The sequence below is a fragment of the Ruminococcus sp. genome, from assembly GCF_019423705.1.
In the GTDB taxonomy this organism is placed as follows: domain Bacteria; phylum Bacillota; class Clostridia; order Oscillospirales; family Ruminococcaceae; genus Hominimerdicola.
On sequence record NZ_JAHZAX010000003.1, the window covers coordinates 175,974 to 200,869 of the forward strand.

The window sequence follows — 24,896 nt, forward strand, 5'->3', positions numbered from 1 at the left end:
TTCACAAATATCTTACGAAAAATTTTCGCTATAAAAAAGTCCCAGCCGATATTCATACGCCGAAAAATGTCAGCATATACATTACAAGGATAACACCACAGACAGAAGTTTGTCGGCTGGCTGGGGGCTATCCTGCAAAAGGCTTGGCCTTACTGCAAATACAGATATAATGGGGTGTGAATAATGATCCTATCCGACAAAGATCGCAGCGTTCAGCTGGGGGAATATGTTGTCTCCCACAGGGCGACGGTGCGTGCTGCCGCAAAGGTTTTCGGCATAAGCAAATCGACCGTACATAAAGACCTTACCGAGCGTCTGCCGAAGATTTCGCCGCAGCTTTTCAAAAGCGTAAAGGAAATTCTCGAGGAAAACAAACGTGAAAGACACATAAGGGGCGGAATTGCTACCAAGCATAAATATGAGGAACAGCTCAAAAGATCGGCTGTCAGAAAATAGAGCACATAACATAAAAACACCGCACGGACATTCTCGTCTGAGCGGTGTTCTGTTATGCTATATTAAGTTTTTAGAATGCCCTTCTAGGCTCTGACCTCTTTGAGATAAGGTCTTTCCAAGCACCGGGGTGGAAGAGTATCAAAAGCGGGAAAAGCTCAAGTCTGCCTGCCAGCATATCAAACATCAGCACAAACTTTGAGAAGCAGGAAAATCTGCTGAAATTGCCCGCTGGGCCAACCTCGTTAAGTCCTGGACCCATATTATTAAGGGTGGTGAGCACCGAAGTGAAGTTGGTCACAAGATCCTTTCCGTCGAATGATATCATCAGCACGGAGGAAGCAAACAGAATGATAAACGTCACGATATAAACGTTTATCGCACGGACGATCTCGTGCTCGACAGGCTTGCCCTCCAGCTTGATCTTTCTAATGCTCTTTGGGTGGATATAGGAATGGAGCTCCTTTATCATCGTCTTGAAAAGCACCATTACTCTTGATACCTTGATACCGCCGCCCGTGCTTCCTGCGCAAGCGCCGACAAACATTATGAGCACAAGTATAGATTTACTTAGCTGCGGCCACAGGTTGAAGTCAACGCTCGAGAAGCCCGTACTGGTCATAAGCGAAGCCACTTGGAAGCTTGCTTGTGTGAAGGCTTCAAAAATGCCGCCGGTCATATCAAGAATGTTGCAGAAGATAACTACCACCGCAATAATTATTATGGCAAAATAGCAGCGCACTTCTTCCATTTTGAAAGCTCTCTTGAAATGCCTGTAAATGATGTAGTAATAGGCGTTGAAGTTCACGCCGAAGAGTATCATAAATATTGTTACGACCCATTGCAGATATGGCGAATAGCTTGCGAAGCTGTCGTTTTTGATACCGAAGCCGCCTGTTCCTGCCGTGCCAACTGCCGTGCAAATGCTGTCGAAAACAGGCATTCTGCCGATGATAAGGAAAATAAATTCCAGCACCGTCATACCAAGATAGATGAGATAGAGTATCCGTGCGGTGTATTTCATCTTTGGCACAAGCTTGCCGACAGAAGGCCCCGGGCTTTCCGCCCTCATAAGGTTTATGTTGGAGCCGCCGCTAAGAGGTATAATCGCCATAAGAAATACCAAAACGCCCATTCCGCCTATCCAATGGGTGAAGCTCCGCCAAAACAGCGCCGTGTGGGAAAGGGCTTCAACATCGGTCAAAATAGTCGCACCGGTTGTGGTAAATCCCGATATGGTCTCAAACAGAGCGTTCGTAAACTGCGGTATCTCGCCGCTGAACCAAAGGGGCATACAGCCGAAAAGGCTCATAAGTATCCAGCTTAAAGAAGTCGCAATGCAGCCCTCTTTAAGATAGAAAACTGAATTTTCCGGCTTCTTTCTCGCCATAAAATATCCCAGCACAAGCAAAACGCAGGCCGTGCCAAGATAATAGACGCCTTCAAAATCGCCGTAAACAAGGGAAACGATACAAGGCAGCAGCATAAGAAGCGCCTCTATCCTCATAACGTGACCAAGAATAAATCGAATTATCGAGCTGTTCATCAATACCCTCCGCTACTTCAAAATATCTGTGATATCGTTAAAGCCTGTGTGGGTAGTAACGACCATTACCGTGTCGCCCTGCTCAATAGTGTCCTGACCGCTTGGAATGATGATTTTTCCTCTGCGGTTGATGACTGCGATAAGCAGGTGCTTTCTCATATTAAGATCCATAAGCGGCTTGCCTGTTACCTCAGACTCTCTATCCACCTTGAACTCGATAGCCTCGACTCTGTGATCGAAGAGGTGATAAAGGGTCTCGATATTGCTGTCGCCCGACTCTTTTTTTGCACGGACATAAGCTATTATCGCCTCAGATGTGATATATCTCGGATACACCACGCTGCCAAGATCCAGCCTGCTGATAACGTTCTTGAAATTTATCCTGTTTATCTTTGTGATGACCTTTGCGTTTGATATCTGTCTTGCGTGGAGGGTCAACAGGATATTCTCCTCATCGATACCCGTCAGCGCCACAAAGGACTCAACATATTCAACGCCCTCTTCTTTAAGAAGCTCCTCGTCAGTACCGTCGCCATTAATTATGATAGCCTTTGGCAGCAGAACGCTCAGCTCCTCGCAGCGCTGTCTGTCGCTCTCGATTATCTTTACGCTTATGCCCATACTGATTAGCCTTCTCGCAAGATAATAGGCCGCCTTGCCTCCGCCGATTATCATTGTGTTCTTGACCTGATTGGTCTTTACGCCGATATCCTCAAAAAACGCTCTCGAGAAATTTCTCGAAGCCGCAAAGGATATAACGTCGTTTTTATACATTGTAAAATCGCCCGACGGGATAAGTATCTCGCCGTTTCGCTCAACAGCGCACACAAGAATACTCGTTGAAGTGTTCTTAACAAGCTCTGCGATGGTCAGTCCGTCAAGGACGTTGCCCTCGGGTATCTTGAACTTGATAAGCTCGGCTTGTCCGTTTGCAAATGAGTTTACCTCCAGCGCTGTCGGCAAACAAAGCACCCTAGCCGCCTCACGGGCAGCCTCCATTTCGGGATTTATCACCATTGCAAGGCCAAGCTTCTCACGAAGATAGACTATCTCGTTGCTGTAATCAGGCGTTCTAACTCTTGCGATAGCTGCGCACTTTGCAACTCTCTTCGCAAGTGTACAGCAAAGCAGATTGAGCTCGTCCGAATGTGTCACCGATATGATAAGGTCGGCGTTTTCAATGCCTGCCTCAAGCTGCGTGCTGAAGCTTGCGCCGTTTCCAACAACGCCCATAATATCATACATTCCGCTTATCTCCTGTACCTTTGCGGAATTTTTGTCGATGATAGTGATATCGTGTCCCTCTTTTACAAGCTGCTCCACCAGCGTCGTTCCCACCTTGCCGCAGCCGACAATTATGATGTTAAGCCCCTGCGGTGCAGGCTTTTTTGTTTTACTCATACTTCTCCTCCAAATTCACAGCGGTGTTCCCATTCTCCCGCTGCAAAAACAGTTTTCAGCCTGTTTTAACGATTGCCAAAAACTTCATTTTGTCAATTAGCTATAAATCCATATCATATAATGTAGCATTATGCTGTTAATAATATATTAATGTATAGTAAAGATATTGATAAGATTTTCCCGTTATGCAAAGCTTGTATGATACCCCAAAATCGCCCTTGAAAGCACCGTGATATTTGTGTATTTTCAAGCTTTTATCACGCAATTCTCCACTAAATAATACCTGTGCCGACAGCAAGGAAATGCTGTCGGCACAGAGCAGATAAGGGGCAACACCGCACACAATAGTTGTACGGTGTTGCCCTAGAATGTTTTTGGAAGTCTGATAAATCTACTCAACGTTCTTGAGCGCCTCATCAAGAGGAACTTTCTTTACACGTCTTGTAAGGATAAATGCTACCACCGCATAGGCAACGATACCGAACAGCGGTACTTCCACAAAGATGTATGCAGGAATGTAATATGGCAGCCAGCCGGAATACTGTGCGAACGCCGCAATGAAAATGTATTTGAGCGTTACGTTTACTATCGGAACCGAAAGTATCAGCGAAGCGATAACAACGATCGTTGTCGTGGTTATGTAAAGGCTGTTTATCTCTCTGTTATTATATCCCAGTATCTTTGTCATGGAGATAGACTGACTGTTCTTTTCGATAACGACCTTTGAAAGCAGATAAATAATAAGCATAAACATTATAATGCCTGCGCCTGCAAAGGCTGATATCATCGAGCCCATTGAAAGGATAAGCTGGCGTGAAGTCTTTGTCATATCGTCCTTTGTTATGGTCGTGGCGATATAAAGATCATCGATATCCTTTACTTCAGTGTTGGAGAAATAGCCGTTGAAATAGCCGTCCTCAAGGTCGAATGTCTTGAGGAACTCGCTGTCTGTCATATAAACTGCGATAGCCGCAGGCTCGTCATAGATACCGTCTACCGTGAATGTATACTTCTTATCGCCGTAAGACTCTTTCATCGTTACTTCATCGCCAACGTTAAGCTTGAATTTCTGCGAATAGCCGTCAGAGATATAAACGCCGTCGTCCTTGATGTCAGCCTTTACGAACTTGCTGTCCTTCTGGATTCCATAAACTGTTACATTTTCTTCATTGAGCTTGTCGTCAACTGTCTTGAGCGAACCTGCGCAATATTTCTCTGCGCCCTTTGTCTCCGTCTCAACAGGAGCTTTCAAAACATACTGATACTTTGCGATCATATTGTTCTCAATGACTTCCTGATAATGGAGGAGCATTGGCTTCATTGCAAGACCAAAGAAGATGATAACATTTGCAAAAAGCACGCCAACGAATACTGTTACGTAGTTAGGAATGTTCTGGAAAATAACTCTTAGCCTGAAACGCTTGAGAATGCCTATCTTTGTGTTGAGCTTGAAAGCCTTTTTCTTCTGACGCTTTTTAAGGTCACGTCTGAGGAATTTCAGCGGTGAAAGGCTCAGCTTATTTATAAGCATAATAAGGTTTATGAGGAAGAGTATTATAAGCGGGATAACTGTGGTCTTTACAAATGCGTCAGCATTCCAAATGGTCTTGTATGTCGGCAGACTGTAACTTCCATAGTATGCGCTTACAGCAAACTGCTTGAAGCAGGTATAGCCAAGGATATTACCAACAAGAGCGGCAACAAGTACAACTATCATCGGCGTTGCAAGATAGTGTCTGATAAGCTCGGCCTTTGTGTAGCCCGAAGCTCTCAGCGTACCGATAACGTTTGCTTCCTTTGCGATAGTGTTGCCTGTTGTAATGGCGAAAATAAATGCGATTATCGCCATAATGAGATACAGGAATACAGCGATCATAGTGCTGTCGCCGTTGATATCATCGCCTGTGAAGTGGATCGCCTGATTTGAATATTCAGGAATGAACTGAGTAAGCGGCGAAATGCCGTTTATGTGCTTCATAAGCTCCTCAGCCTTGTCCTGTGCGTCCTTGTCGTCAACAGGGGCTTTATCATATTTCCAAGAATAGCTGTAATGAAGATTAGCCTCGCCAAATTCGTCAAAAAGTTCATCTGTAACGATAGCAACGCTGAACTTTACAGCGTCGAACATCGTATCAGACGGATTTGAATAGAGTGCGCTGTAATCTGAAAGGGCAACAAGGCCTGTGATCTTCAGTTTCTTTCCGCCAAGGGTGATAGTGTCGCCGATCTTGAACTTGTTGTTTTCAGCGTACATTCTGTCGATGGCGATCTCTTCATCGTTTGAAGCAAGCTCGCCGTCCATTATGCATATCTTGTCAACGTCAGCACGATTCTTGAAAATTCTTACCGTGCTGTCAACTTCCTTTGTTTCTTCCTCAACGTAGAAGTTTTCATATATCTTTACCTTCTCGTCGCCGTTCTCCATCTTTTTAATGGTATCATCATCGGCTTTTTGAAGAAGCTCAAAGTTACCGTGCTCGATATTGTATTTTTCAAAGCTGTCATCATAAGCTGTTGCCATACTTTCGGCAGCAACGAGGAAGCCCGAAACTATACCTATCATCATTGTGATAAAAAGGAAAAGAACTATGTATTTTCCTATCTCGCCCTTCAATTCTCTGGGCAGACGTTTTATAAGAGGGTTTCTCATATTTCCCCTCCTTACCAGTCAAGCTCTGCGGCTGTGAGCTTTGTCTCGTTAAGATAATTCTTTCTTATCATACCGTCTCTGAGCTTAACTACTCTATCCGCCATATTCTTGATAGCGTCGTTGTGAGTAACCATTATTACTGTGTTGCCGTACTTCTTGTTTACGTCCTCGATGAGCTGCAAAATTTCCTTTGAGGTGTTGTAATCAAGTGCGCCTGTCGGCTCATCGCAAAGCAGGATATCAGGGTTCTTAACTATTGCTCTTCCGATAGCGGTTCTCTGCTGCTGACCGCCGGAAAGCTGGTTTGGAAGCTTTCCGGCGGTGCTCGTAAAGTCCCAATGTTTTCAGCAGATCGTCAACGTCCAGCGGATTGTCGCTGAGATATGCGCCAACTTCAACATTTTCCTTGATGTTAAGGTTCGGGATAAGGTTGTACATCTGGAAGATGTAGCCAAGGTGCTTTCTTCTGTAAAGTGTCAGCGCCTTTTCGTTCATATCTGCTGTCTTTTCGCCGTTGATAGAAATATAACCCTCATCGGCTGCGTCAATGCCTCCGATGATGTTCAGAAGCGTTGATTTACCTGAACCCGATGGTCCCAGCAGAACGCAGATCTCTCCTTTTTCGATCTCGATGTCGATACCCTTGAGCACATCAACTCTGCTTTCGCCCTCTCCGAAATGCTTTTTAATGCCGCTTATTTCAAGAAACATTTTAATAATTCTCCTCCCAGTCTTATTTGGTCTTAGATGATCTCTTCCTTCATAATTTCCGTAATAATATTAATAATTCCATTGCCTAGCTTAATTTGTATCAATTATACAAATTAGTTATGCTTTTTAGCTGATTTATTAGAGTTATATACAACTAACCATAATAATCAGCAAATCCCGTCAGAAAAACCGACGGGATAAGTGATTTTTTAATTTTGTTTGCAAATTTTAATTTGCGGCAAGCACGAAGCTCACCAGTTTGTCAAGAGACTCCTCAGATATCTGTGACACGATCGCCACCGAGTCGCTCTCGGCATTTTTTCTTTCAATGCCCACACGATTTTCAAGGAAGTCCTGAAGTATCACGCTTGGAGTGTAAAGCTCGTTTGCAGCCTTTATGCCCTCGGTCGTGAGCTGTATCTCACGGTAAGGCTCTTTGATTATGTAACCCTCGTCAATAAGCTTTTGGGTCATCTTGACTGTGCTGGCTTTTGTTACGCCGAGAACGGAAGCCACTTCTGTGGATTTTACCGATCGGCCGCTCCTGCCCAGTCTGTATATTGCGAAAAGATACCTCTTCTGTGATTTAGTCAGCAACTTCTTTACCTCCCCGAGTATGTGCTATGTGTGTGCTTTGATCTTTACTTTTTGTGTGCCAACTGAGCTGCGTGTGCAGCTTGTGCTCCGCCGTGGCAATGAGAAGAGTTAGGACAACAGCCGCAGTTGCAGCCACAGGAGCTCTTGCCTGCCTTCTTGTCCTTGAGCAACTTCCATATGATCGCCGCCACGATGGCAATAACTATTACCGCCACTATGATCGTACCTGTAACTGTGTCCATAATTATCCTCCCATCAGAATTTATGTTATGTGAGTTATATTTTCTGAAAACTAGCCCTTAGTTGTTAAGCCTTTACCTTAACATTGCCCTCGAACTTTGTGCTCTCCTTGTAAGGTCTAACGAGCATATAGATGATTGCAACGATAAGAAGGATAGCAACGATAAGACCGATAACATTCACATTGCCTGTAAAGAGGTTGCCGAGCTGGTTTACGATAAGTGCGATAACATAAGCGAAGCCACACTCGTAACCGATAGCGAACCAGAACCACTTTCTGCTGTTCATCTCACGCTTGATAGCGCCCATTGCTGCGAAGCAAGGTGCACAGAGAAGGTTGAAGATGAGGAATGACATACCTGTGATTCCTGTGAATGCTGCGCCGATAGCAGAGTAAACTGAAGCGTCTCCGCCGCCGTAAAGGATACCCATTGTACCAACGATGTTCTCCTTAGCAACAAGACCTGTAACAGCCGCAACAGTTGCCTGCCAGTTGCCCCAGCCAAGAGGTGCGAATATCCAGCAGATAGCTTTACCAATGTGAGCCAAGATACTGAATTCCATCTGATCTTCTGTGAGCATACCGAATGAACCGTCTACCCAGCCGAAGTATGAAGTGAACCATACGAAGATAGTTGAAAGTGTGATGATAGTACCAGCCTTCTTGATGAATGACCAGCCACGCTCCCACATTGATCTGAGTACGTTGCCTACTGTTGGGATATGGTAAGCAGGAAGCTCCATAACGAATGGTGCCGGGTCGCCTGCGAACATCTTTGTCTTCTTAAGCATAATACCGGAAATGATGATAGCTGCGATACCGATGAAGTAAGCGCCTGTTGCTACCCAAGCAGAACCGCCGAAGATAGCGCCTGCGATCATTGCGATAAATGGTGTCTTAGCACCGCAAGGGATAAATGTTGTCGTCATAACAGTCATACGTCTGTCACGCTCGTTCTCGATGGTTCTTGAAGCCATAATACCCGGGATACCGCAACCAGTACCGATAAGGATAGGAATGAATGACTTACCTGAAAGACCGAACTTTCTGAAAATTCTATCCATTACGAATGCGATACGAGCCATATAACCGCAAGCTTCGAGGATAGCAAGGAGAATAAAGAGTACGAGCATCTGTGGAACGAAGCCGAGTACCGCACCAACACCGGCTACGATACCGTCAAGGATAAGACCCTTGAGCCAATCTGCGCAGTTAACTGCGTCAAGACCCTTTTCGATAAGAACAGGAACACCAGGTACCCATACGCCGTAATCTGCTGGGTCCGGATCAGCGAAGTCATACTTCTCAGCGGCTGCAACGGCAGCTTCGAGGTCAGCGTACTTAGCTGTCTCTGTTGTCTCTTCAAGTGTTTCTTCGTCCTCAACTGTGTAATCAGCAGTTGCAGACTTGTCAACTGTTGCAAGGAGGTTTTCAGCTGTTGCCTTTGCCTCATCAACATTGAAGTTCTCGTCCTCGTTGTCGATAGCCTCGCCGCCCTGCTGTTCGATAAATGCGTTGATGATATCAAGTGAACTGCCATATTCATCAGCAGCGTCCTCAGCGTCAGATGAACCAATGCCGAGCAAATGCCAGCCGTCGCCGAAGAGTCCATCGTTAGCCCAGTCTGTTGCAGCCGAACCTACTGTTACCATTGAGATATAGTACACAAGGAACATAACAACTGCGAAGATAGGAAGACCCAGCCAACGGTTCGTTACGATCTTGTCGATCTTATCGGAAGTTGTAAGGCCGCCCTGATTTTTCTTCTTATAGCAATCCTTTATGATAGAAGCTATGTAGATGTATCTCTCGTTTGTGATGATACTCTCTGAGTCGTCGTCCATTTCCTTCTCAGCAGCGCAGATATCCTTTTCGATATGAGCCTTTACCTGCTCAGACATACCGAGCTGTTCAATGACCTTTTCATCTCTCTCGAATATCTTGATAGCGTACCATCTCTGCTGCTCCTCCGGAACATCATTAAGGAAAGCTTCTTCGATGTGTGCGATAGCGTGCTCAACAACGCCGTTGAAAGAGTGCTGAGGGATCATCGGTTCCTTAGCCTCTGCTGCCTTTACAGCAAGCTCAGCAGCTTCCTTGATACCTGTGCCTTTAAGAGCGGATATCTCGCAGACCTTGCAGCCAAGTTCCTTAGCAAGCTGATCTGTGTTGATCTTGTCGCCGTTTTTCTTAACAACGTCCATCATATTGATAGCAACGACAACAGGGATACCAAGTTCAACGAGCTGTGTTGTAAGATACAGGTTTCTTTCGAGGTTAGTACCATCGATAATGTTCAGTATAGCGTCCGGGCGCTCACCGATAAGATAGTTTCTAGCAACAACTTCCTCAAGTGTGTAAGGAGAAAGTGAGTAGATACCAGGAAGGTCCATAATAACAACGTCTTTGTGACCCTTGAGCTTACCTTCCTTCTTTTCAACTGTTACACCAGGCCAGTTACCAACGAACTGGTTTGAACCTGTGAGAGCGTTAAAAAGCGTAGTTTTACCGCAGTTAGGGTTACCTGCGAGAGCAATTTTGATCTCCATCTAATTCAATCCTTTCAAAATTTCGGTCAGATCTGATACGATCTCAAGCTTTAAGATCACATCAGCTCCGCCGATGAAATTTTTGCTTTATCGTCCGACAATAAATTATGTATCAGACTGTTTCGATCATCTCAGCGTCAGCTTTTCTGAGCGAGAGCTCGTAGCCTCTTACTGTGACCTCGATAGGATCGCCGAGAGGAGCTACCTTACGAACGTGTACCTCCACGCCCTTTGTGATGCCCATATCCATAATCCTTCTTTTTACTGCGCCTGTGCCGTTAAGCTTCTTTACAGTAACAGTAGAGCCGATCTTTGCCTCTTTCAAGGTTGCCATACATTTTTCCTCCAATCCATAATGTAATTACTTGATTTTCTATTCGATCAGGTTTAGCCTTAAACCATGATCTTTGAAGCCATTTCCTTTGAAACGGCTACTCTTGACTCTTTCACCTTAACGATAACGTTTCCGCCGATAGTGCTTACAACAGTAACCATTCCACCGGCAACAAATCCGAGATTTTCAAGAAATTTTCTTGTTTCAGGCTTTCCGCCTACCTTTTTAATCATATTTTCTTCTCCAACGTTCGCAAATGTCAGCGGCATCATTTAAACCCTCCTCTTTCTTTGTCAGTTTTGCAAGACTAAGTATATTAGAAACATCTAACCCCGCAACAAATTTTAAAGGTTAGCATTTTCTAACCCATCAAATAGTTTAACACGGCTAACCACATTTGTCAATAGAAAATCGGCCAATTTTTCAAATTCGTATCCTTGCACAAAAATAATAGTTAGTTCGAGGTAACTTTTATGCAATTGGTTAGCACCTATTAACCGAGTCAGATGTTTCTAACTATCCGAAACAGCGCAAATGCGCCGTATCATCATCTTTGATTGCTGTGCGAAAGCCCTTCGCAAGCCTTCATACGGCGACCAAAAAGAACGATATTATGCAATGCGCACAGGGCAGACTGAGCTTTCTCAGCCTGTCTGTTCGCACGAAAATGCTTTGTTATGTGTTTGTGTAACTATAAATTACTTAGCAAGAGCCTCGCCGAGAGCCTTGCAGCTTGCAAGAGCGTCGTCGTCAGGCGTCTCGTTTACGATAAGGCCTTCACCGTTTACGAGAGTTGCACCTGCACCTGTAACTCTGTCCTGCCAAAGTCTCATCCATTCGCCGTCGCCCCAGCCGTAAGAACCAAAGAGAGCGATCTTCTTGCCTGCAATCTTGCCTTCAATGCCTGTGAAGAATGGTTCGAACTCGCTGTCCTCAAGCTCCTCTGCACCCATTGCAGGGCAGCCAAGTGCAAGTGCGTCATAGTCTTCAACATTGCCGCTGAACTCAGAAACTGCGAAGCAATCTGTCTTTGCGCCCTCTGCCACAGCCTTAGCCATAGCCTCTGTGTTGCCTGTTCCGCTCCAATAAATTACTGCTGTTTTCATAATAAAAAGACCTCCTAAGAAATTTTCAGCGCTTGAAAAATATTCTCGCCCTGATGAAGTTTTTTGCAGAGATAATTCCTGCATTTGTCATAATTATCGAATATCCGCCTTGCCCTGTCCTCGTCCGAATAGACTTTCCAGTAACCGCAGAGCAGATAATTCTTACCTTTGTTTTCGATGAAGCCCGTTACATCGTCCACAGGATAGCCAAGGAAAAGACCCACTTCGTGAGGAAAATCCCCGCTGCTGATTATTCTTTCCGCAAGCCTGCCGATATATCCGTCAAGTTCCATATCGTCTGTATAGCCGAAGCTGCCAAGCAGCGCCTTGACCCTTTCGTCCGCAAGCTGTTTTGAAAGAAGCTTTTCGCTGTAAAGAAACAGCAGCTTTCTGCTTTTGCATTCGCACAGCACTTCAAGCTTCAAACCCTTTGCAGCCGCCTTGCTGTTGAATTTTTCGATATTTTCGTTCAGACAGCCGTCCTCTCTCGCCATTGACATAAGGCAGGCAGGCTTTATGCCCAGCATTGCCGGCGCAAGGTGATATGCTATGCTCATTTCAAAATCCTCGAAACTGCCGCTATTGTGTAACATTGCTCCTCCTTTTGGCTAGAAATTTGGTTAGAAATTCCTAACCTTCGCATTTAAAATAAAGTGCATTCCGCACCGATATGATTCTATTCAACCGTTATCTTGTATTATTACTTACCACAGTATTTTTCAAGCACGTTCTTCAAAGCCGAACAGCTCGATGAATGGCATATAGCCACAGGAAAATCAAGCTTGCTGGCACGCTGGTTAAGACCGTTCAGCATTTTGTGCGATACCGTGTCCGTGAAAACCACCGCAAGATCAGGATTGCCGATCTTCTTGTCAAAGCCTGTTGGGTACTTGATGAAAACTTTCGCCTTGCAGTCATATGATTTGCAGATATCCTTATAGCGTGTCGCCATTCTGTCATTTCCGCCAACTATAATTACGCTCATTGTGTCACCTCCGTTGTGTCAAAAATTAAGGCAACACCGCACAAGGCACGCCTAGTGGCTTTGCACGCAATCTGCTTGCAGATTTTCCGCCATATTGCACAGAAATTTCTTGACATACGACAGTATGCCTGCAAAATTTCTATACAATCTGACGAAAAATCTGACTGCGCATCTTATGCACAATCCTTGTGCGGTGTTGCCTTAAACTTTAGATTTATGATATCCAATATGTATGGGATAATTCAGTTAGTGTTTTCTAACTGCTTATATATTAGCATAAACTAACCCTGTTTGTCAAGGGTAACTTATGTATTCATTTTAAACTTTTGACATAATATCCCGAACCTTGAACAAAATAAAATATAAATAAAAAACGCCTCAGACAAGCAAAGTTTTATTGCCTGTCTGAAAGCGTTTATCTTTTTATTATAGAACAATGCGCACAAGCAACCAAATAAACCACCTGCGCCGCAGATAGACGGGCGAACGCTGTTCGCCCCTACGCAATCGCAAACAGATTTATAGCTGATCTGCCTCCCGTCTTTTCACACGCATAAGAAGCATTGCCACCGCAAACAGCGCCACTGCAAATAGCAGCTCTATTCCAACGCAGCCGAAAAATTCGCCGCTTTTGTAGACCTCTCCGCCGGCGTTTGAGATCATATTGTTGGCCTTTACGAACCAATACGCAGGCAGGAATCTTCCTGCTGTAAGCACGCCGTCTGAAAGTATCTCCTGCGGAACGAATACGCCGCAGAGAAAGCTCATTCCAAGCCCAACGACATTTGCGATCAAATTGAGGGCGTTGTCGCTGACGGAAAATGTTGATATCACAAGTGCGATACCTGCCGCCACAAGGATCAATACAAAGCTGTTCAGCGCCGCAAGGAGCACCTTTGTGTTGAACTCCATTCCTGTTATAAAGAAGCCTGCCACAGTAAATATCACCCAAGTCGCAATGACGAATATCGCCGCACCGAGAGCTGTCTGCAATGCCTGACTGGTGGCGGAAATGCTGGAGCAAGCCGTCCTCGCTCTGATATCTTTCTTATTCATCACCAGCAGAACAGGACAAAGCGCCCCGATAAGTATTGAAACGAAAATGTATGCAAGATATTGATTGTAAGTTCTGAATATTTTAGGCATATCAGACTTGCTTTCCTCATCAAAACTTTTTATCTCTGCCTTTGTGTCGATAGTAACAGCTTGCTGTGCCTTTGAAAATGCGCTGTCTGCGTCCTCTCCAGCCGCCATATACGACCTTACACAGCCAAGGAAGCCTTCAAGCCTGCTGTCAAAAAGCTCGCCGTTATAGCTGGACGGCAGCTTGTAATTTTCAAACAGCCCGTCAAAATCTCCAGCGGCTATCTTGTCCGCAAAGCCTTCTTTTATAATAAGCACATAGTCTGCACGGGTGTAATAAATTGCGTCAAGTATATCGTCCTTGCTGTCGGTGATATCGACCTTTGTGTTTGAATCGTAAACAAAGTCCGCAAGCCTGCCGCTGAGTTCTGAATCATCTCTGTCAATAACAGCGATATCCATTTTATAGTCCTCATAGTCCTGCGTCTCCTCAGAGGAATTAGCCATCGCAATAGCCATCACCATAAACACCACAAGGTATATCATAGCCGTGGGAAGCTTTGTTTTAAGTATCCGCATAAACGCCTTAAAGACTTGCATATTTACGCCTCCTTGTGAGAATATATCCGCCCAGCGTGAACGCCGCCACCATGATCGCCATTGTAATTATCTTCACCGTGAACCTGCGATAGTCCTCATATATATTAAGGCAATAGAACGTATCCGATATCACCGCCGCAGGGTTTACGTTATTGAACCAAGGCACATACTTATGCACAAGCGCTTTCATATTGCCCACCATAAGTCCGCTGAAAAAGCAGCTTATCATTGAACAGCTCATACATATTGATACCTTTACGCCCTGCCCGCAACTGCCGATAGAGCCCACAAAGAAGCCGAAGGATATTCCCACCATTCCGCCGAATATGGCTGATAAAAATACCATTGGCAGTCTGTCGCCGAAATCAACTTTCAGCACAAAGGCTAAAAACGCCGTTGCGATGACCATACAAACTATCTGAACAACGTGGTGCGCCAAAAGCGTCGCCGTAATGCTTGTGAGCTTGTTCACAGGGGAACAGCACTTTCTTGCGCCGATCGCCGAAAGATTGCCCTGATTGTTCATCGCAACGAACATTCCCGAAAGGGAACCGAACAGCGCAACCATTGCAAGCAGATTATAAAAATACTGGGTCATATTATCCGTGTTGCCGTGAAGCGGTATATTCTTGTTTGCGTCCATCGGCAAAGCCATTGCAGATATCACCGTGTCAAGCTTCTGAGGATCGGTCTTTACAACGTCCGTTATTATCTGCTCTTGGGTCTTGTATTGGCTGATAAACGATCTTACGATAGTCTGCTCAATACCGCTTGAAGCAAATTCCACAGACAAGTCTTTGCAGTCTATTATGCCGATAACATTCTCGTTTTCAAGAAGCTTTTCAGCTTTTTCCAAATCCGCCGACTGTATTTCAAAAAGCGCCTTGTCGCCGGACTTGACATTTTTCGCCGTCTCGGTAAAAATGCTGTTGTCAGCTTCATTCACCACCGCAATAGAAATAGTATCGAAAGTGGTGGTCTTTTCATATACCCCTGCGAACGCAGCCTTGAAAAAGCAGCCAAGTATTATTGGAAAGGCGATGAGCCAGAAAAGAACGTCCTTTTGCTTGAGACAGCTAATAAATTCGTATTTGAAAATGTGCCCGAACATATCATCACTCCTTGTCTCTAAGCGCCTTGCCTGTTATTTCAAGGAACACGTCGTTAAGTGTCGGCAGCTCTGAATACACCCGTCCGAAGCTTACGCCCTGCTCCTGCAAAGATTTCAGAATGTTCAGCAGATTGTGCTTTCCGCCGCTGCACCTTACAACAAGCTTGTTGTCGCCGTATGAAGTTTCATAAACGTGTTCAAGGCTCTCGATAGCCTCCAGCGCAGCCTTTGGCAGGTCAAGTATCTCGATAGTGACAGTCTCTGTGTTCTTTATCATACGCTTTAGCTCGTCCGTTGTGCCCTCTGCGATTTTCTTGCCCTTGTCCATTATGGCTATCCTTGTGCATATCTGCTCCACCTCTTCCATATAGTGCGAGGTGTAGATTATCGTCGCACCCTGTCGGTTAAGCTCCTGTATGCCCTCAAGTATCTTGTTTCTCGACTGCGGGTCAACTGCGACTGTTGGCTCGTCAAGTATTATAAGCTTCGGCTTGTGTGCAATGCCGCAGGCAATGTTTAGCCTTCTAAGCAAGCCCCCCGAAAGCTTCTTTGGGTGGAACTTCACAAAATCCTCAAGCCCCACGAACTTTATCGCCTCGTCAACATATTTCCGCCTTGTTTCCTTATCCTTTATGTAAAGGCCACAGAAATAGTCGATATTCTCGTAAACGCTCAGCTCGTCAAACACCGCAACGTTCTGCATTATAATGCCTATCTCTTTCTTGACCTTATAATTGACAGGGCTCATCTTCTCGCCGAATATCTCGATTGAGCCTTTGTCATATGCAAGCAGCGAGAGCAGGCAATTTATAGTTGTGGTCTTGCCCGAGCCGTTAGGGCCTAAAAGTCCGAAAACCTCTCCCTCTTTTATTTCAAGGCTGAAATGGTCAAGAGCGATGAGCTCCTTGTATCGCTTAACAAGATTGTCTATTTTAACTACTGTTTGTGCCATAGATCATACCTCCGTTTCTCGCTTTTCACTATACTAATTATATCCTATCTCAGACAAAAAAGCTAGTGAGCGCAGTCATTTTCTTATGTGACATTTGTCACTTTATTGCCCCCACCACCCCTTTTTCCTTTACAAACCTTTGCCGTTATGCTAAAATAAAGTTACGACAATATCAAAAGGCGGTGAGAAAATGAACAAACTTTGGGATAAGCTTATAATATTCGTGTGCTGCGTTGCAATACTGGCCGCAAAAGGTTCAGGTTTCGACGCCGTCACAGCAATGCTTTTCGCCGTCATTTTCTCCGCCATAGGACAGATATTTTCCAAAAGCTATGTGACCCTTGGCTTGCAAATGATATATTATGCGGTCTGCCTTGTGAACCCCTGTTTCTGCCTTGCCGTGCCTATGATAGCATACGATACGATCAGATATAAATACTATCCCCTGCTTTTCACAATACCAATATCGATCGCCTGCAATTTTGAAAACCTTGGCGGACAGATATTTCCTCTTATCGGCTGCCTGCTCTGCTGCGTGACCCTTTCTTTGCGGACGATCCAGACCGACAAGCTTCACAAAGAACTTATCTCCACCCGTGACGATTCCGAAGAGCTTACAATGGAACTTGTGCAGAAAAACAAAAAGCTTCGCCGTGAACAGGATTACGAGATATACCTCGCCACCCTCAAGGAGCGCAACCGTATCGCCCGAGAGATTCACGACAACGTCGGCCATATGCTCACACGCTCTATCCTCCAGCTTGGCGCTCTTACTATTATAAATAAGGACGACAACATAAGCGGCAGTCTCAAAGACCTTAGCGCCACCCTCAACGACGCAATGACCAGCATAAGAAGCAGCGTCCACGACCTCCACGACGATTCCATCGCCCTGCGGCCTGCCGTCGATGAATGTATAAGATCTATGGACGGACGACTTAAAATAGATTGCGACTATGATTTCACAGAAACAATGCCCAAAGATATCAAGCTATGCTTCATAGGCATAGTGAAAGAGTGCCTTTCCAACACCGCACGCCACAGCACAGGCGATAAAGTAAAAATAACTATCCGTGAGCACCCAGCCCTTTATCAGCTTACAATACAGGATAACGGAGTTTGCAGCGGCGAGATAAAGGAAAGCGGCATAGGCCTTTCAAATATGCGTGAACGTGTCAGCGCAGTAAACGGACAAATAAATATCACCGCAGGGCAAACAGGCTTCAAGGTCTTTGTCTCTGCGCCGAAGCCTAAAATTATGCAGAATGTGGGGTAAAGCAAAATGAACATTGTAATGATAGATGACGACAAGCTTGTGGCAATGTCGCTGAAAACCATACTTGAAAGCACAGGCAAAATAACAGTCCTTGCCAGCGGAAATAGCGGTGAAGAGGCCATAGCCCTTTACGACCAGCACTCCCCCGATTGTATCCTTATGGATATCAGAATGAAGGGTATGAGCGGACTTGAAGCAGGCGAAATAATCCTCGACAAGCACCCCGACGCAAAAATCCTCTACCTAACCACATTTTCCGATGACGAATACATAATCAAAGCCGTTCTTATGGGCGCAAAGGGCTATATCCTCAAACAGGATTTTGAAAGCATTGCCCCTGCCCTTGAAACAGTTATGAAAGGTCAGACCGTGTTCGGCAGCGAGGTGGCAAACAAGCTCCCCGAGCTGATACAAAACAAGGGCAGCTTTGATTTCAGCCGCTTTGATATCGGCGAAAAGGAGCAGGAGATAATCACCCTTGTGTCGAAAGGTCTCAGCAACAAAGAGATATCACAAATGCTGTATCTGAGCGAAGGCACAGTCCGCAATTATATCAGCACCATACTAGAAAAACTCTCCCTCCGTGACCGCACACAGCTTGCGGTGTTCTATTATACAAATATAGACAGAAATTCGACGGTTTAGGCAAAACATACAATAAGCTCTATTCCACCGAGCGAATAAACTAATGGGACGTCGAGGACGCCGTCCCCTACATAAAAAATACGCCCCACAAAAGTAGAGCGTAAATAAACGGGGTGCAAGCACCTATCATTGTTCGGTTTATAAACAAAACTTTCTCAGCGGTGCAAAAAAATCACGCCCCACAAAAGTGGAGCGTATTTACAATTGGTGCCGGTGACCGGGGTCGAACCGGTACGGTATCGCTACCATCGGATTTTGAGTCCGACACGTCTGCCAATTCCATCACACCGGCATACCATCAACTATGATATTATACCACACCGCCAGCGATTTGTCAAGCAGATACGCAATATTTTTTACTTTTTACACCTGCTTTGCCCTTTGTACACATTTACCATAAAACAAGCTGGCCTCCTATTGACTTTTGGAGGAATTTATGATATACTATAAAAACAAGGTGTTTAGGACAATAACGCACGCTCTATCCTTGTGCGTTGTTGCCTTACAGATACATACGCCGCTCATCGGCAATAGTGCGGCGACACCTATAAATATACACAACACCATTTAGGAGGGGTTCATCAATGAATATAAGTGATATGACTGTACTCATCTGTGACGACTCGATGTTCGCACGGAAAAAGCTGAGTATGTCAATTTCCAGCTTCGGGGTCAAGGCTGTTTTTGAAGCCGCTGACGGCGAGGAAGCTGTGGCAAAATATACGGAGAATAAGCCTGACGTAGTGTTTATGGATATCATTATGCCAAAGGTAACAGGTCTTGAGGCGCTCAAGCAGATTATCGATATCGACCCGGACGCTAAGGTCATAATGGCTTCGTCCGTTGGTACACAGGGTCACCTTAAGGAAGCTCTCAAAGCAGGCGCTGTTGACTTCTTGCAGAAGCCTATCGCTGATGAGGACGCTATGAAAGTCCTCGAGAACGTTGCAAAGGGGGTTCTGTAAATGTTTGCGCAGTTTTTTGGTGGTTATCTCTTCAACCATAAGCTTTGCTCCGCAGAGGATCTGACGCAGGCCTTTGAAGCAAAGAAGCATACAAGACTCCGCCTCGGCGTGCTTGCTATCAACGCAGGACTTATGACAGCCGAGCAGGTCGAGCACGTTAATATCACTCAGCAGAGCGTTGATAAGCGCTTCGGCGACCTTGCCGTTGAGCTTGGCTATGTTACCGCTGACGACGTTGAAAAGCTCCTTGCACAGCAGCCGACCGATTATCTGCTGCTTGGTCAGACACTTGTAAACAACGGCGCACTTACTAACGCCGAGTTTGAAAAGGCTATCAACGACTATAAGGCTGAAAATCAGATCACAGACGAGGTCTCAGATAATCAGAGCGAAACGCTCCACAACCTTATCAAAGAGTTCTATCACTTCGATAATGCCGAAAATGCAAGAATTTGCACAGATTATGTGACGCTTCTTTTTAAGAACCTTATCAGATTTATCGGCGACGACTTCACGCCAATGGAAGCTTCTATCGTTGGCTCTTATAAGGCTGAGAACCTTGTTATGCAGAAAGTTCAGGGCAGCTATAACGCCTGCGCCTGCATTGCCGCTGACAGCGCCGCTTATCTTGGCTTCGCTGAAAGATTTGCAAAGGAAAGCTTCAATGAAGTTGACGACTTCGTAAACGCAACAGTCGGCGAGTTCCTTAACGTAAACGACGGACTGTTCATCGTAAACGAATCAAACGAGCACGGCGTTGAGCTGACACTCACTCCGCAGGAGCTCTTCCCTGAGCAGGATATCTCATTCGAGAACACAGCATTCTGCATTCCTGTAAACTTCCCATTCGGCAAGGTGAACTTCATCATCGCCGCTAAGTGATTTTGCAGGACAAGCGATCTTTGTACATAACATTTTCAGCCGCAAGCCTTTTTGACCTGCGGCTGTTTGATTTGTATGATTTGTCGAAATTATCATATTGAGCGCATAAGGCGTATTATAAATTACGAAACTTTTTTCAAAAAAAGCCTTGCAATTTCAAGCGGTTTGTGGTATAATAGTGAAGTAACAAAAGTTAGATTGATATGATTCAGTTATTGTTCCTCATCAATCCGAGATATAGGTGTGTGGGTCCTGTGCAATGAAACGCTGTGAACCATGTCAGGCGGGGAACCGAGCAGCATTAAGCGGTCTGTTTCGTGTGTCACAGTTCCGCCCGCACGCCGATATGTCGGATTGATTTTTTATGCGCAATTGCCTATTTGTCTTGATGGGAGTGAGGGTTTTGTATCAGGCATTGTATAGAAAATGGCGTCCAATGTCTTTTGACGACGTTGTTTCGCAGCCACATATCACCACCACTCTGAAAAATCAGATCAAAAGCGGCAAGACCGCTCACGCATATCTCTTCACAGGCTCGAGAGGTACTGGTAAGACCACTTGTGCGAGGATATTCGCAAAGGCCATAAACTGCCTTGATCCTCACGATGGCGAGCCTTGCCTTGAGTGCGATATCTGCAAAAATGCCGATAACGGCGCACTTTCGGATATAATCGAGATCGACGCCGCCTCAAATTCAAAGGTGGACGATATCAGAGAGCTTCGTGAGGGCGTTGTTTATACTCCGGAGATATGTAAATATAAGGTGTATATAATTGACGAGGTGCATATGCTTTCGCCTGGTGCGTTCAACGCCCTGCTGAAAACTATGGAAGAGCCTCCTCCGCACGTCAAGTTCATTCTTGCCACCACGGAGATACATAAAGTGCCTGCGACTATCGTCTCAAGATGTCAACATTTTGACTTCCACAGGATTAAAAATGAAGATATCGTTTCGAGGCTTATGTACATCGCTTCGCAGGAGGGTTTCACCCTTCACGAGGACGCCGCAGGTATGATCGCACGGCTTTCCGACGGCGGTATGCGTGACGCTTTGAGCCTTTTGGATCAATGCGTTGCATACGAAAATGATATCACCCTCGACGTTGTTTCATCTGCGTCGGGAATCGCAGGAAGAGATTACCTCTTCGATATACTTGAGAAAATAAGCGATAAGGACGCTGCTGCGGCGCTAAAGACCGTTGACAGGCTTTACGATATGTCCAAGGACTTGAAAGTTCTTGCAGGCGAGTTGCTTGCACAGATGAGAAATGTTATGCTCATCAAAACTATCGACAACAGCCGTGAACTTATCACCTGCCTGCCCGAAGAGTTCAACCGACTGACAAAGATCGCCGAGAAAATGAAGCTTGACGATATCCTCAGCGATATAACCATTCTTCAAGAATGCAGCGAGCGTTTCGCACGAAGCACTTCAAAGCGTATCGAGCTTGAAATGTGTCTTGTGAAGCTTTGCGGCGCAAAGGCGAAGGCTTCCACAGGCGGTGTTTCGGCTGGCGGTGCGGAGATAACCGCACTTATGAACAGGATAGCGCAACTTGAAAACGCCCTTAAAAACGGCGCTGCCATACCACAGCCAACGGGCGGACAACCTGTTCAGACCGAGCAGCCAAAGCCAAGACCCGTCGATCCCGACTTCAAAAAGATGAAGCCCAGCGACTTCAAGATCGTCGAAACTTGGGATTCAATTATCCAGCAGGTCAACGAGGTCAACCCAGCTATCGGCTGTTTTCTCATCGATTCAAAAGCGTATATGTGTCAAAACGTACTGCTGATGATCGTCCACAATGACTTTTATCTGAAAAAGTTCAAGGCAAGCGGCGATGCCACGGTGTTAAATGACATTCTCAAAAATAATTTCGGACAGACCTTCACTATCAAGGTGAAATCCGCCAAGAACGTAGCTCCCGAGGATAAGGAAAATCCTATCAATCAGCTACTCGAAAAGGCGAAAAAGCTTGATATTGAGGTTGATATAAAAAAATAATTTAGATTTTAAGGAGTTTTTAAAATGAAAGCAAGACTTCCACAGGGTATGGGCAAGGGTCCATCAAATAATATGAATCAGATGCTCAAGCAGGCTCAGAAAATGCAGGACGAGATCACAGCTCTCCAGGCTGACCTCGAGCAGAGAGAATTCACAGGCACAGCAGGCGGCGGAGTTGTTGAGGTAACTATCAACGGCAAGAGAAACGTGCTCAAGCTCAATATCAAGCCTGAGGTCGTTGATCCAGAGGACGTTGAGACACTTCAGGACCTCGTAATGGCTGCGTTCAATCAGGCTGTTGCAAATCTTGACGAGGTAAGCGACACAGAAATGCAGAAGCTTACAGGCGGAGTTTCATTCCCTGGTCTTTTCTAATGGCTGAATCAAATGCGCTTCCGCTTGTGCTGCTCGCCGAACAGTTCGCAAAATTGCCAGGTATCGGTATGAAAACAGCCCAGCGGCTTGCTTATCACGTTATGTCGATGACTGACGAAGAAGCGTCGGCGTTCGCAAATGCTATCGCCAATGCACACAAGACCGTTCATCTTTGCAAGGTCTGTCAGAATTTCACAGACCAGCCTAAATGCCCTATCTGCGCCGATCCAAGGCGTGACCATACAACAGTTTGCGTTGTTGAGGATCCAAAAGATATTGCGGCATTTGAGCGAACCAAAGAGTACAAAGGCGTTTATCACGTTCTTCACGGCCTTATATCCCCTATCGACGGCATTTCTCCCGATAAGCTGAAGATCAAAGAGCTTCTTGCCAGGATCGAACCCGAGAATATCGGCGAGGTCATTATGGCGACCAACCCGACTGTTGAGGGCGAAGCTACTGCGATGTACATTTCAAAGCTTTTGAAGCCACTCGGCGTAAAAGTCACACGGCTTGCATTCGGTCTGCCGATCGGCGGCGTGCTGGAATATGCCGACGAGGTGACGCTTTACAAAGCTCTCGAAAACAGAAACGAGATATAGCAAATAACACAAAACCTCCCCGATCATTCGGAGAGGTTTTTTTTATGCGTTTTTGATTTTGTTGATTTTGCAATGCGTAAATTTTTGAAAAAATCCGACAACACCCCAGCGCAACGCTCTTCAAGCACTCCGCCAGTGCACAGCGGCTTGTGATTATAAGGCAGCTCAAAAAGGTTCACCACCGAACCGCAGGAGCCTGCCTTTTTATCATATGCGCCGAACACAACACGCTCCACCCGAGAATTTATTATCGCACCTGCGCACATCGGACAAGGCTCAAGTGTCACAAAAAGTTCGCAGCCCATAAGCCGCCAGCCACCAAGCTTTCGGCTCGCTTGGTCGATAGCCACAACTTCTGCGTGAGTTAGGGGCGATCTGCCATATTCACGTCGGTTAAATCCCCTGCCGACAATTTCTCCAGTTGAACGGTCAACAACGATCGCACCAACAGGCACTTCGCCATGCTCCGCCGCCAGCGCCGCAAGCTCCAGCGCCTTTTGCATATAAAGTTCGTCCCGTGTCATCATATTACCCTCGAGCAGACGAAAACTGCAACCAGCACGGCCGCTATCCAAGCAGCAACGCTGTTTGTGGCAATAAAGGACTTGATACGCTTCGACATCGCCATATACGAATTATCGTGCTCGATGTTGAACGACCAGTCGCCAAAGCTTGTGAGCCTTGAATATAGTATCAGCGAGATCGCAACGATCGCAGCGCAGACAACAACTTCAATTACCACGGAATATGTCATATTATATATGTGAATATAAGAAAGCATATAGTTTATGATATGAGAGCAAATGCTCATATACACTGCCGTCATAACAGAACCAGTTCTGATAGTGAAAAATCCCAACACAGCCGTGCAGCAGACAACAAACAAGAAGTATGTAGCATCATAAAAGCACAATGCATTGACAAGCGCAGTTATAATTATAGCGAAAGTGTCGCCAAATTGGCGGAAAGTTTGAAGCACAACTCCTCTGAAGAATATCTCCTGCACTATTGGATACGCAATTGCAAAGAAAATAAATGACGTCATCATTGTTGCAGGATCGTCGCTATAAACCATAATAGAATAAATGCCATCAATGTGCACAAGTCCAAACAGATGAGATATTGCATATTGCCCAATTCTACCAATAACGATCATAACCATCATTATGACGAGCGCCGTGCCACGCATTTTTTCATAGCCCTGCGAATTTGCAAAAATAACCTTGTTCGGTATTTTCGTCACAAGCTTGAAAACCAGCGCAGGCATAAGAAATTTCGCCACATAAAAACAGCCCATCACAACGGTCATACCAAGACCGTAATGGCTATAAGTGCCTTTAGTCTGCGAAAAATAAATTATGGTGCCCGTAGTGTCCGGGGCAAATTTGTTCACGAACATATAATTCGCCACGTCGATAACAAGCATTATTATCATCACAATGCCAAGCAAACTGCAACATTTCAGCATTGAAATGCGCTCCGCCACCTCGGCCTTATGAGGAACAAAACCCTCGCCGTCTATGTAGGAATGTTCTCTTGTGTCGTGAATGAACTGAAAACCGAAGGAATTGTGCGGATTTGCACGCCATTCAGCGTAGGACTTTTTATATTCGTCGCTCTGATTTTGATAAGTGGCGTCATTTGCCACGTCGATGAGATAATCCTGCTTTTTTGCGCTCAAAACGTCCGCACCCCCCTTGTGCAAAATTGATAATAGCTGTATATTATAATTATATCATATCTCTCCACGATTTAAAAGTGCGGAAGCCTTATTTTACGCTCTGTTAACAATAAATTTAGGCAACACCCCATAACTCTTGCGATGTT

At 45.4% G+C, this 24,896-nt stretch carries 24 protein-coding genes, 1 tRNA gene, 1 other RNA gene and 1 pseudogene; 9 read left to right on the top strand and 18 right to left on the bottom strand.

Annotated elements, in window-relative coordinates:
• Nucleotides 1-183 precede the first annotated feature (183 nt).
• A complete protein-coding gene (spoIIID, locus tag QZ371_RS03745) occupies nt 184-456 on the top strand; it encodes a sporulation transcriptional regulator SpoIIID (protein ID WP_295209650.1) in 273 nt (90 codons plus the stop codon).
• A 70-nt stretch (nt 457-526) separates the two neighbouring features.
• On the opposite strand, the gene QZ371_RS03750 is transcribed toward spoIIID, so the two are convergent.
• The 15 genes and pseudogenes from QZ371_RS03750 to QZ371_RS03820 all read right to left on the bottom strand — a co-directional run bounded on the left by QZ371_RS03750 (nt 527) and on the right by QZ371_RS03820 (nt 16,319).
• Complete coding sequence (locus tag QZ371_RS03750) at nt 527-1,999, bottom strand: TrkH family potassium uptake protein (RefSeq protein ID WP_295209653.1); 1,473 nt, start codon at nt 1,997-1,999, stop codon at nt 527-529.
• A 12-nt stretch (nt 2,000-2,011) separates the two neighbouring features.
• Nucleotides 2,012-3,400 (bottom strand): Trk system potassium transporter TrkA, encoded by a 1,389-nt coding sequence (gene trkA, locus QZ371_RS03755; protein WP_295209656.1) that lies wholly within the window; start codon nt 3,398-3,400, stop codon nt 2,012-2,014.
• 391 nt (nt 3,401-3,791) lie between these two features.
• The gene (locus QZ371_RS03760) at nt 3,792-6,050 is read right to left on the bottom strand and encodes an ABC transporter permease (protein WP_295209659.1); all 2,259 of its coding nucleotides are present in this window, start codon (nt 6,048-6,050) and stop codon (nt 3,792-3,794) included.
• Between the two features lie 11 nt (nt 6,051-6,061).
• Nucleotides 6,062-6,761: pseudogene (locus QZ371_RS03765) on the bottom strand (ABC transporter ATP-binding protein).
• A 228-nt stretch (nt 6,762-6,989) separates the two neighbouring features.
• A complete protein-coding gene (locus QZ371_RS03770) occupies nt 6,990-7,358 on the bottom strand; it encodes a metal-dependent transcriptional regulator (protein WP_295209661.1) in 369 nt (122 codons plus the stop codon).
• A gap of 44 nt (nt 7,359-7,402) precedes the next feature.
• Nucleotides 7,403-7,600, bottom strand: coding sequence for a FeoB-associated Cys-rich membrane protein (locus tag QZ371_RS03775; protein ID WP_295209664.1), 198 nt, complete (start codon nt 7,598-7,600; stop codon nt 7,403-7,405).
• Nucleotides 7,601-7,664: 64 nt separating this feature from the next.
• A complete protein-coding gene (locus tag QZ371_RS03780) occupies nt 7,665-10,148 on the bottom strand; it encodes a ferrous iron transporter B (protein ID WP_295209666.1) in 2,484 nt (827 codons plus the stop codon).
• Nucleotides 10,149-10,260: 112 nt separating this feature from the next.
• Nucleotides 10,261-10,482: a ferrous iron transport protein A gene (locus QZ371_RS03785; protein ID WP_022288589.1), complete on the bottom strand. Its 222-nt coding sequence runs from the start codon at nt 10,480-10,482 to the stop codon at nt 10,261-10,263.
• 59 nt (nt 10,483-10,541) lie between these two features.
• A complete protein-coding gene (locus tag QZ371_RS03790; protein WP_295209670.1) occupies nt 10,542-10,754 on the bottom strand; it encodes a FeoA family protein in 213 nt (70 codons plus the stop codon).
• A 426-nt stretch (nt 10,755-11,180) separates the two neighbouring features.
• Nucleotides 11,181-11,588: a flavodoxin gene (locus QZ371_RS03795; RefSeq protein ID WP_295209672.1), complete on the bottom strand. Its 408-nt coding sequence runs from the start codon at nt 11,586-11,588 to the stop codon at nt 11,181-11,183.
• Between the two features lie 14 nt (nt 11,589-11,602).
• Nucleotides 11,603-12,181, bottom strand: a complete 579-nt coding sequence (locus tag QZ371_RS03800) for a DUF3793 family protein (protein ID WP_295209674.1) — start codon at nt 12,179-12,181, stop codon at nt 11,603-11,605.
• 107 nt (nt 12,182-12,288) lie between these two features.
• A complete protein-coding gene (locus tag QZ371_RS03805; RefSeq protein ID WP_295209676.1) occupies nt 12,289-12,573 on the bottom strand; it encodes a DUF2325 domain-containing protein in 285 nt (94 codons plus the stop codon).
• 519 nt (nt 12,574-13,092) lie between these two features.
• Nucleotides 13,093-14,256: an ABC transporter permease gene (locus QZ371_RS03810; RefSeq protein WP_295209679.1), complete on the bottom strand. Its 1,164-nt coding sequence runs from the start codon at nt 14,254-14,256 to the stop codon at nt 13,093-13,095.
• Nucleotides 14,243-15,367: an ABC transporter permease gene (locus tag QZ371_RS03815; protein ID WP_295209681.1), complete on the bottom strand. Its 1,125-nt coding sequence runs from the start codon at nt 15,365-15,367 to the stop codon at nt 14,243-14,245. The genes QZ371_RS03810 and QZ371_RS03815 overlap by 14 nt, the downstream gene beginning before the upstream one ends.
• A 4-nt stretch (nt 15,368-15,371) precedes the next feature.
• Complete coding sequence (locus tag QZ371_RS03820; protein ID WP_295209683.1) at nt 15,372-16,319, bottom strand: ABC transporter ATP-binding protein; 948 nt, start codon at nt 16,317-16,319, stop codon at nt 15,372-15,374.
• Nucleotides 16,320-16,509: 190 nt separating this feature from the next.
• Between QZ371_RS03820 and QZ371_RS03825 the strand changes: the two genes are divergently transcribed.
• The gene (locus QZ371_RS03825) at nt 16,510-17,595 is read left to right on the top strand and encodes a sensor histidine kinase (RefSeq protein WP_295209685.1); all 1,086 of its coding nucleotides are present in this window, start codon (nt 16,510-16,512) and stop codon (nt 17,593-17,595) included.
• 6 nt (nt 17,596-17,601) lie between these two features.
• A complete protein-coding gene (locus tag QZ371_RS03830; RefSeq protein WP_295209687.1) occupies nt 17,602-18,240 on the top strand; it encodes a response regulator transcription factor in 639 nt (212 codons plus the stop codon).
• Nucleotides 18,241-18,445: 205 nt separating this feature from the next.
• Here the strand turns inward: QZ371_RS03830 and QZ371_RS03835 are convergent.
• Nucleotides 18,446-18,532, bottom strand: a tRNA-Leu gene (locus QZ371_RS03835).
• A gap of 292 nt (nt 18,533-18,824) precedes the next feature.
• Here QZ371_RS03835 and QZ371_RS03840 point away from each other — a divergent pair.
• The 6 genes from QZ371_RS03840 to recR all read left to right on the top strand — a co-directional run bounded on the left by QZ371_RS03840 (nt 18,825) and on the right by recR (nt 23,069).
• On the top strand, nt 18,825-19,205 hold the full coding sequence (locus tag QZ371_RS03840) for a response regulator (protein ID WP_295209690.1): 381 nt from the start codon (nt 18,825-18,827) through the stop codon (nt 19,203-19,205).
• Nucleotides 19,206-20,087 carry a chemotaxis protein CheX gene (locus QZ371_RS03845; RefSeq protein WP_295209693.1) on the top strand — a complete coding sequence of 294 codons (882 nt, stop codon included), beginning with the start codon at nt 19,206-19,208 and terminating at the stop codon, nt 20,085-20,087.
• Between the two features lie 243 nt (nt 20,088-20,330).
• An RNA gene (ffs, locus tag QZ371_RS03850) (signal recognition particle sRNA small type) lies at nt 20,331-20,430 on the top strand.
• A gap of 60 nt (nt 20,431-20,490) precedes the next feature.
• Complete coding sequence (gene dnaX / locus QZ371_RS03855; protein WP_295209696.1) at nt 20,491-22,092, top strand: DNA polymerase III subunit gamma/tau; 1,602 nt, start codon at nt 20,491-20,493, stop codon at nt 22,090-22,092.
• Nucleotides 22,093-22,116: 24 nt separating this feature from the next.
• Nucleotides 22,117-22,467 carry a YbaB/EbfC family nucleoid-associated protein gene (locus QZ371_RS03860; RefSeq protein ID WP_295209698.1) on the top strand — a complete coding sequence of 117 codons (351 nt, stop codon included), beginning with the start codon at nt 22,117-22,119 and terminating at the stop codon, nt 22,465-22,467.
• Entirely contained in the window at nt 22,467-23,069 is a 603-nt protein-coding gene (gene recR, locus QZ371_RS03865; protein WP_295209701.1) for a recombination mediator RecR, read from the top strand. The genes QZ371_RS03860 and recR overlap by 1 nt, the downstream gene beginning before the upstream one ends.
• 23 nt (nt 23,070-23,092) lie before the next feature.
• Here the strand turns inward: recR and tadA are convergent, their stop codons facing one another.
• Together tadA and QZ371_RS03875 are read right to left on the bottom strand one after the other, a co-directional pair.
• Complete coding sequence (gene tadA / locus QZ371_RS03870; protein ID WP_295209833.1) at nt 23,093-23,593, bottom strand: tRNA adenosine(34) deaminase TadA; 501 nt, start codon at nt 23,591-23,593, stop codon at nt 23,093-23,095.
• Nucleotides 23,593-24,750, bottom strand: coding sequence for a CPBP family intramembrane glutamic endopeptidase (locus tag QZ371_RS03875; protein ID WP_295209704.1), 1,158 nt, complete (start codon nt 24,748-24,750; stop codon nt 23,593-23,595). Before QZ371_RS03875 ends, tadA begins: the two co-directional genes overlap by 1 nt.
• Between the last annotated feature and the right edge of the window lie 146 nt (nt 24,751-24,896).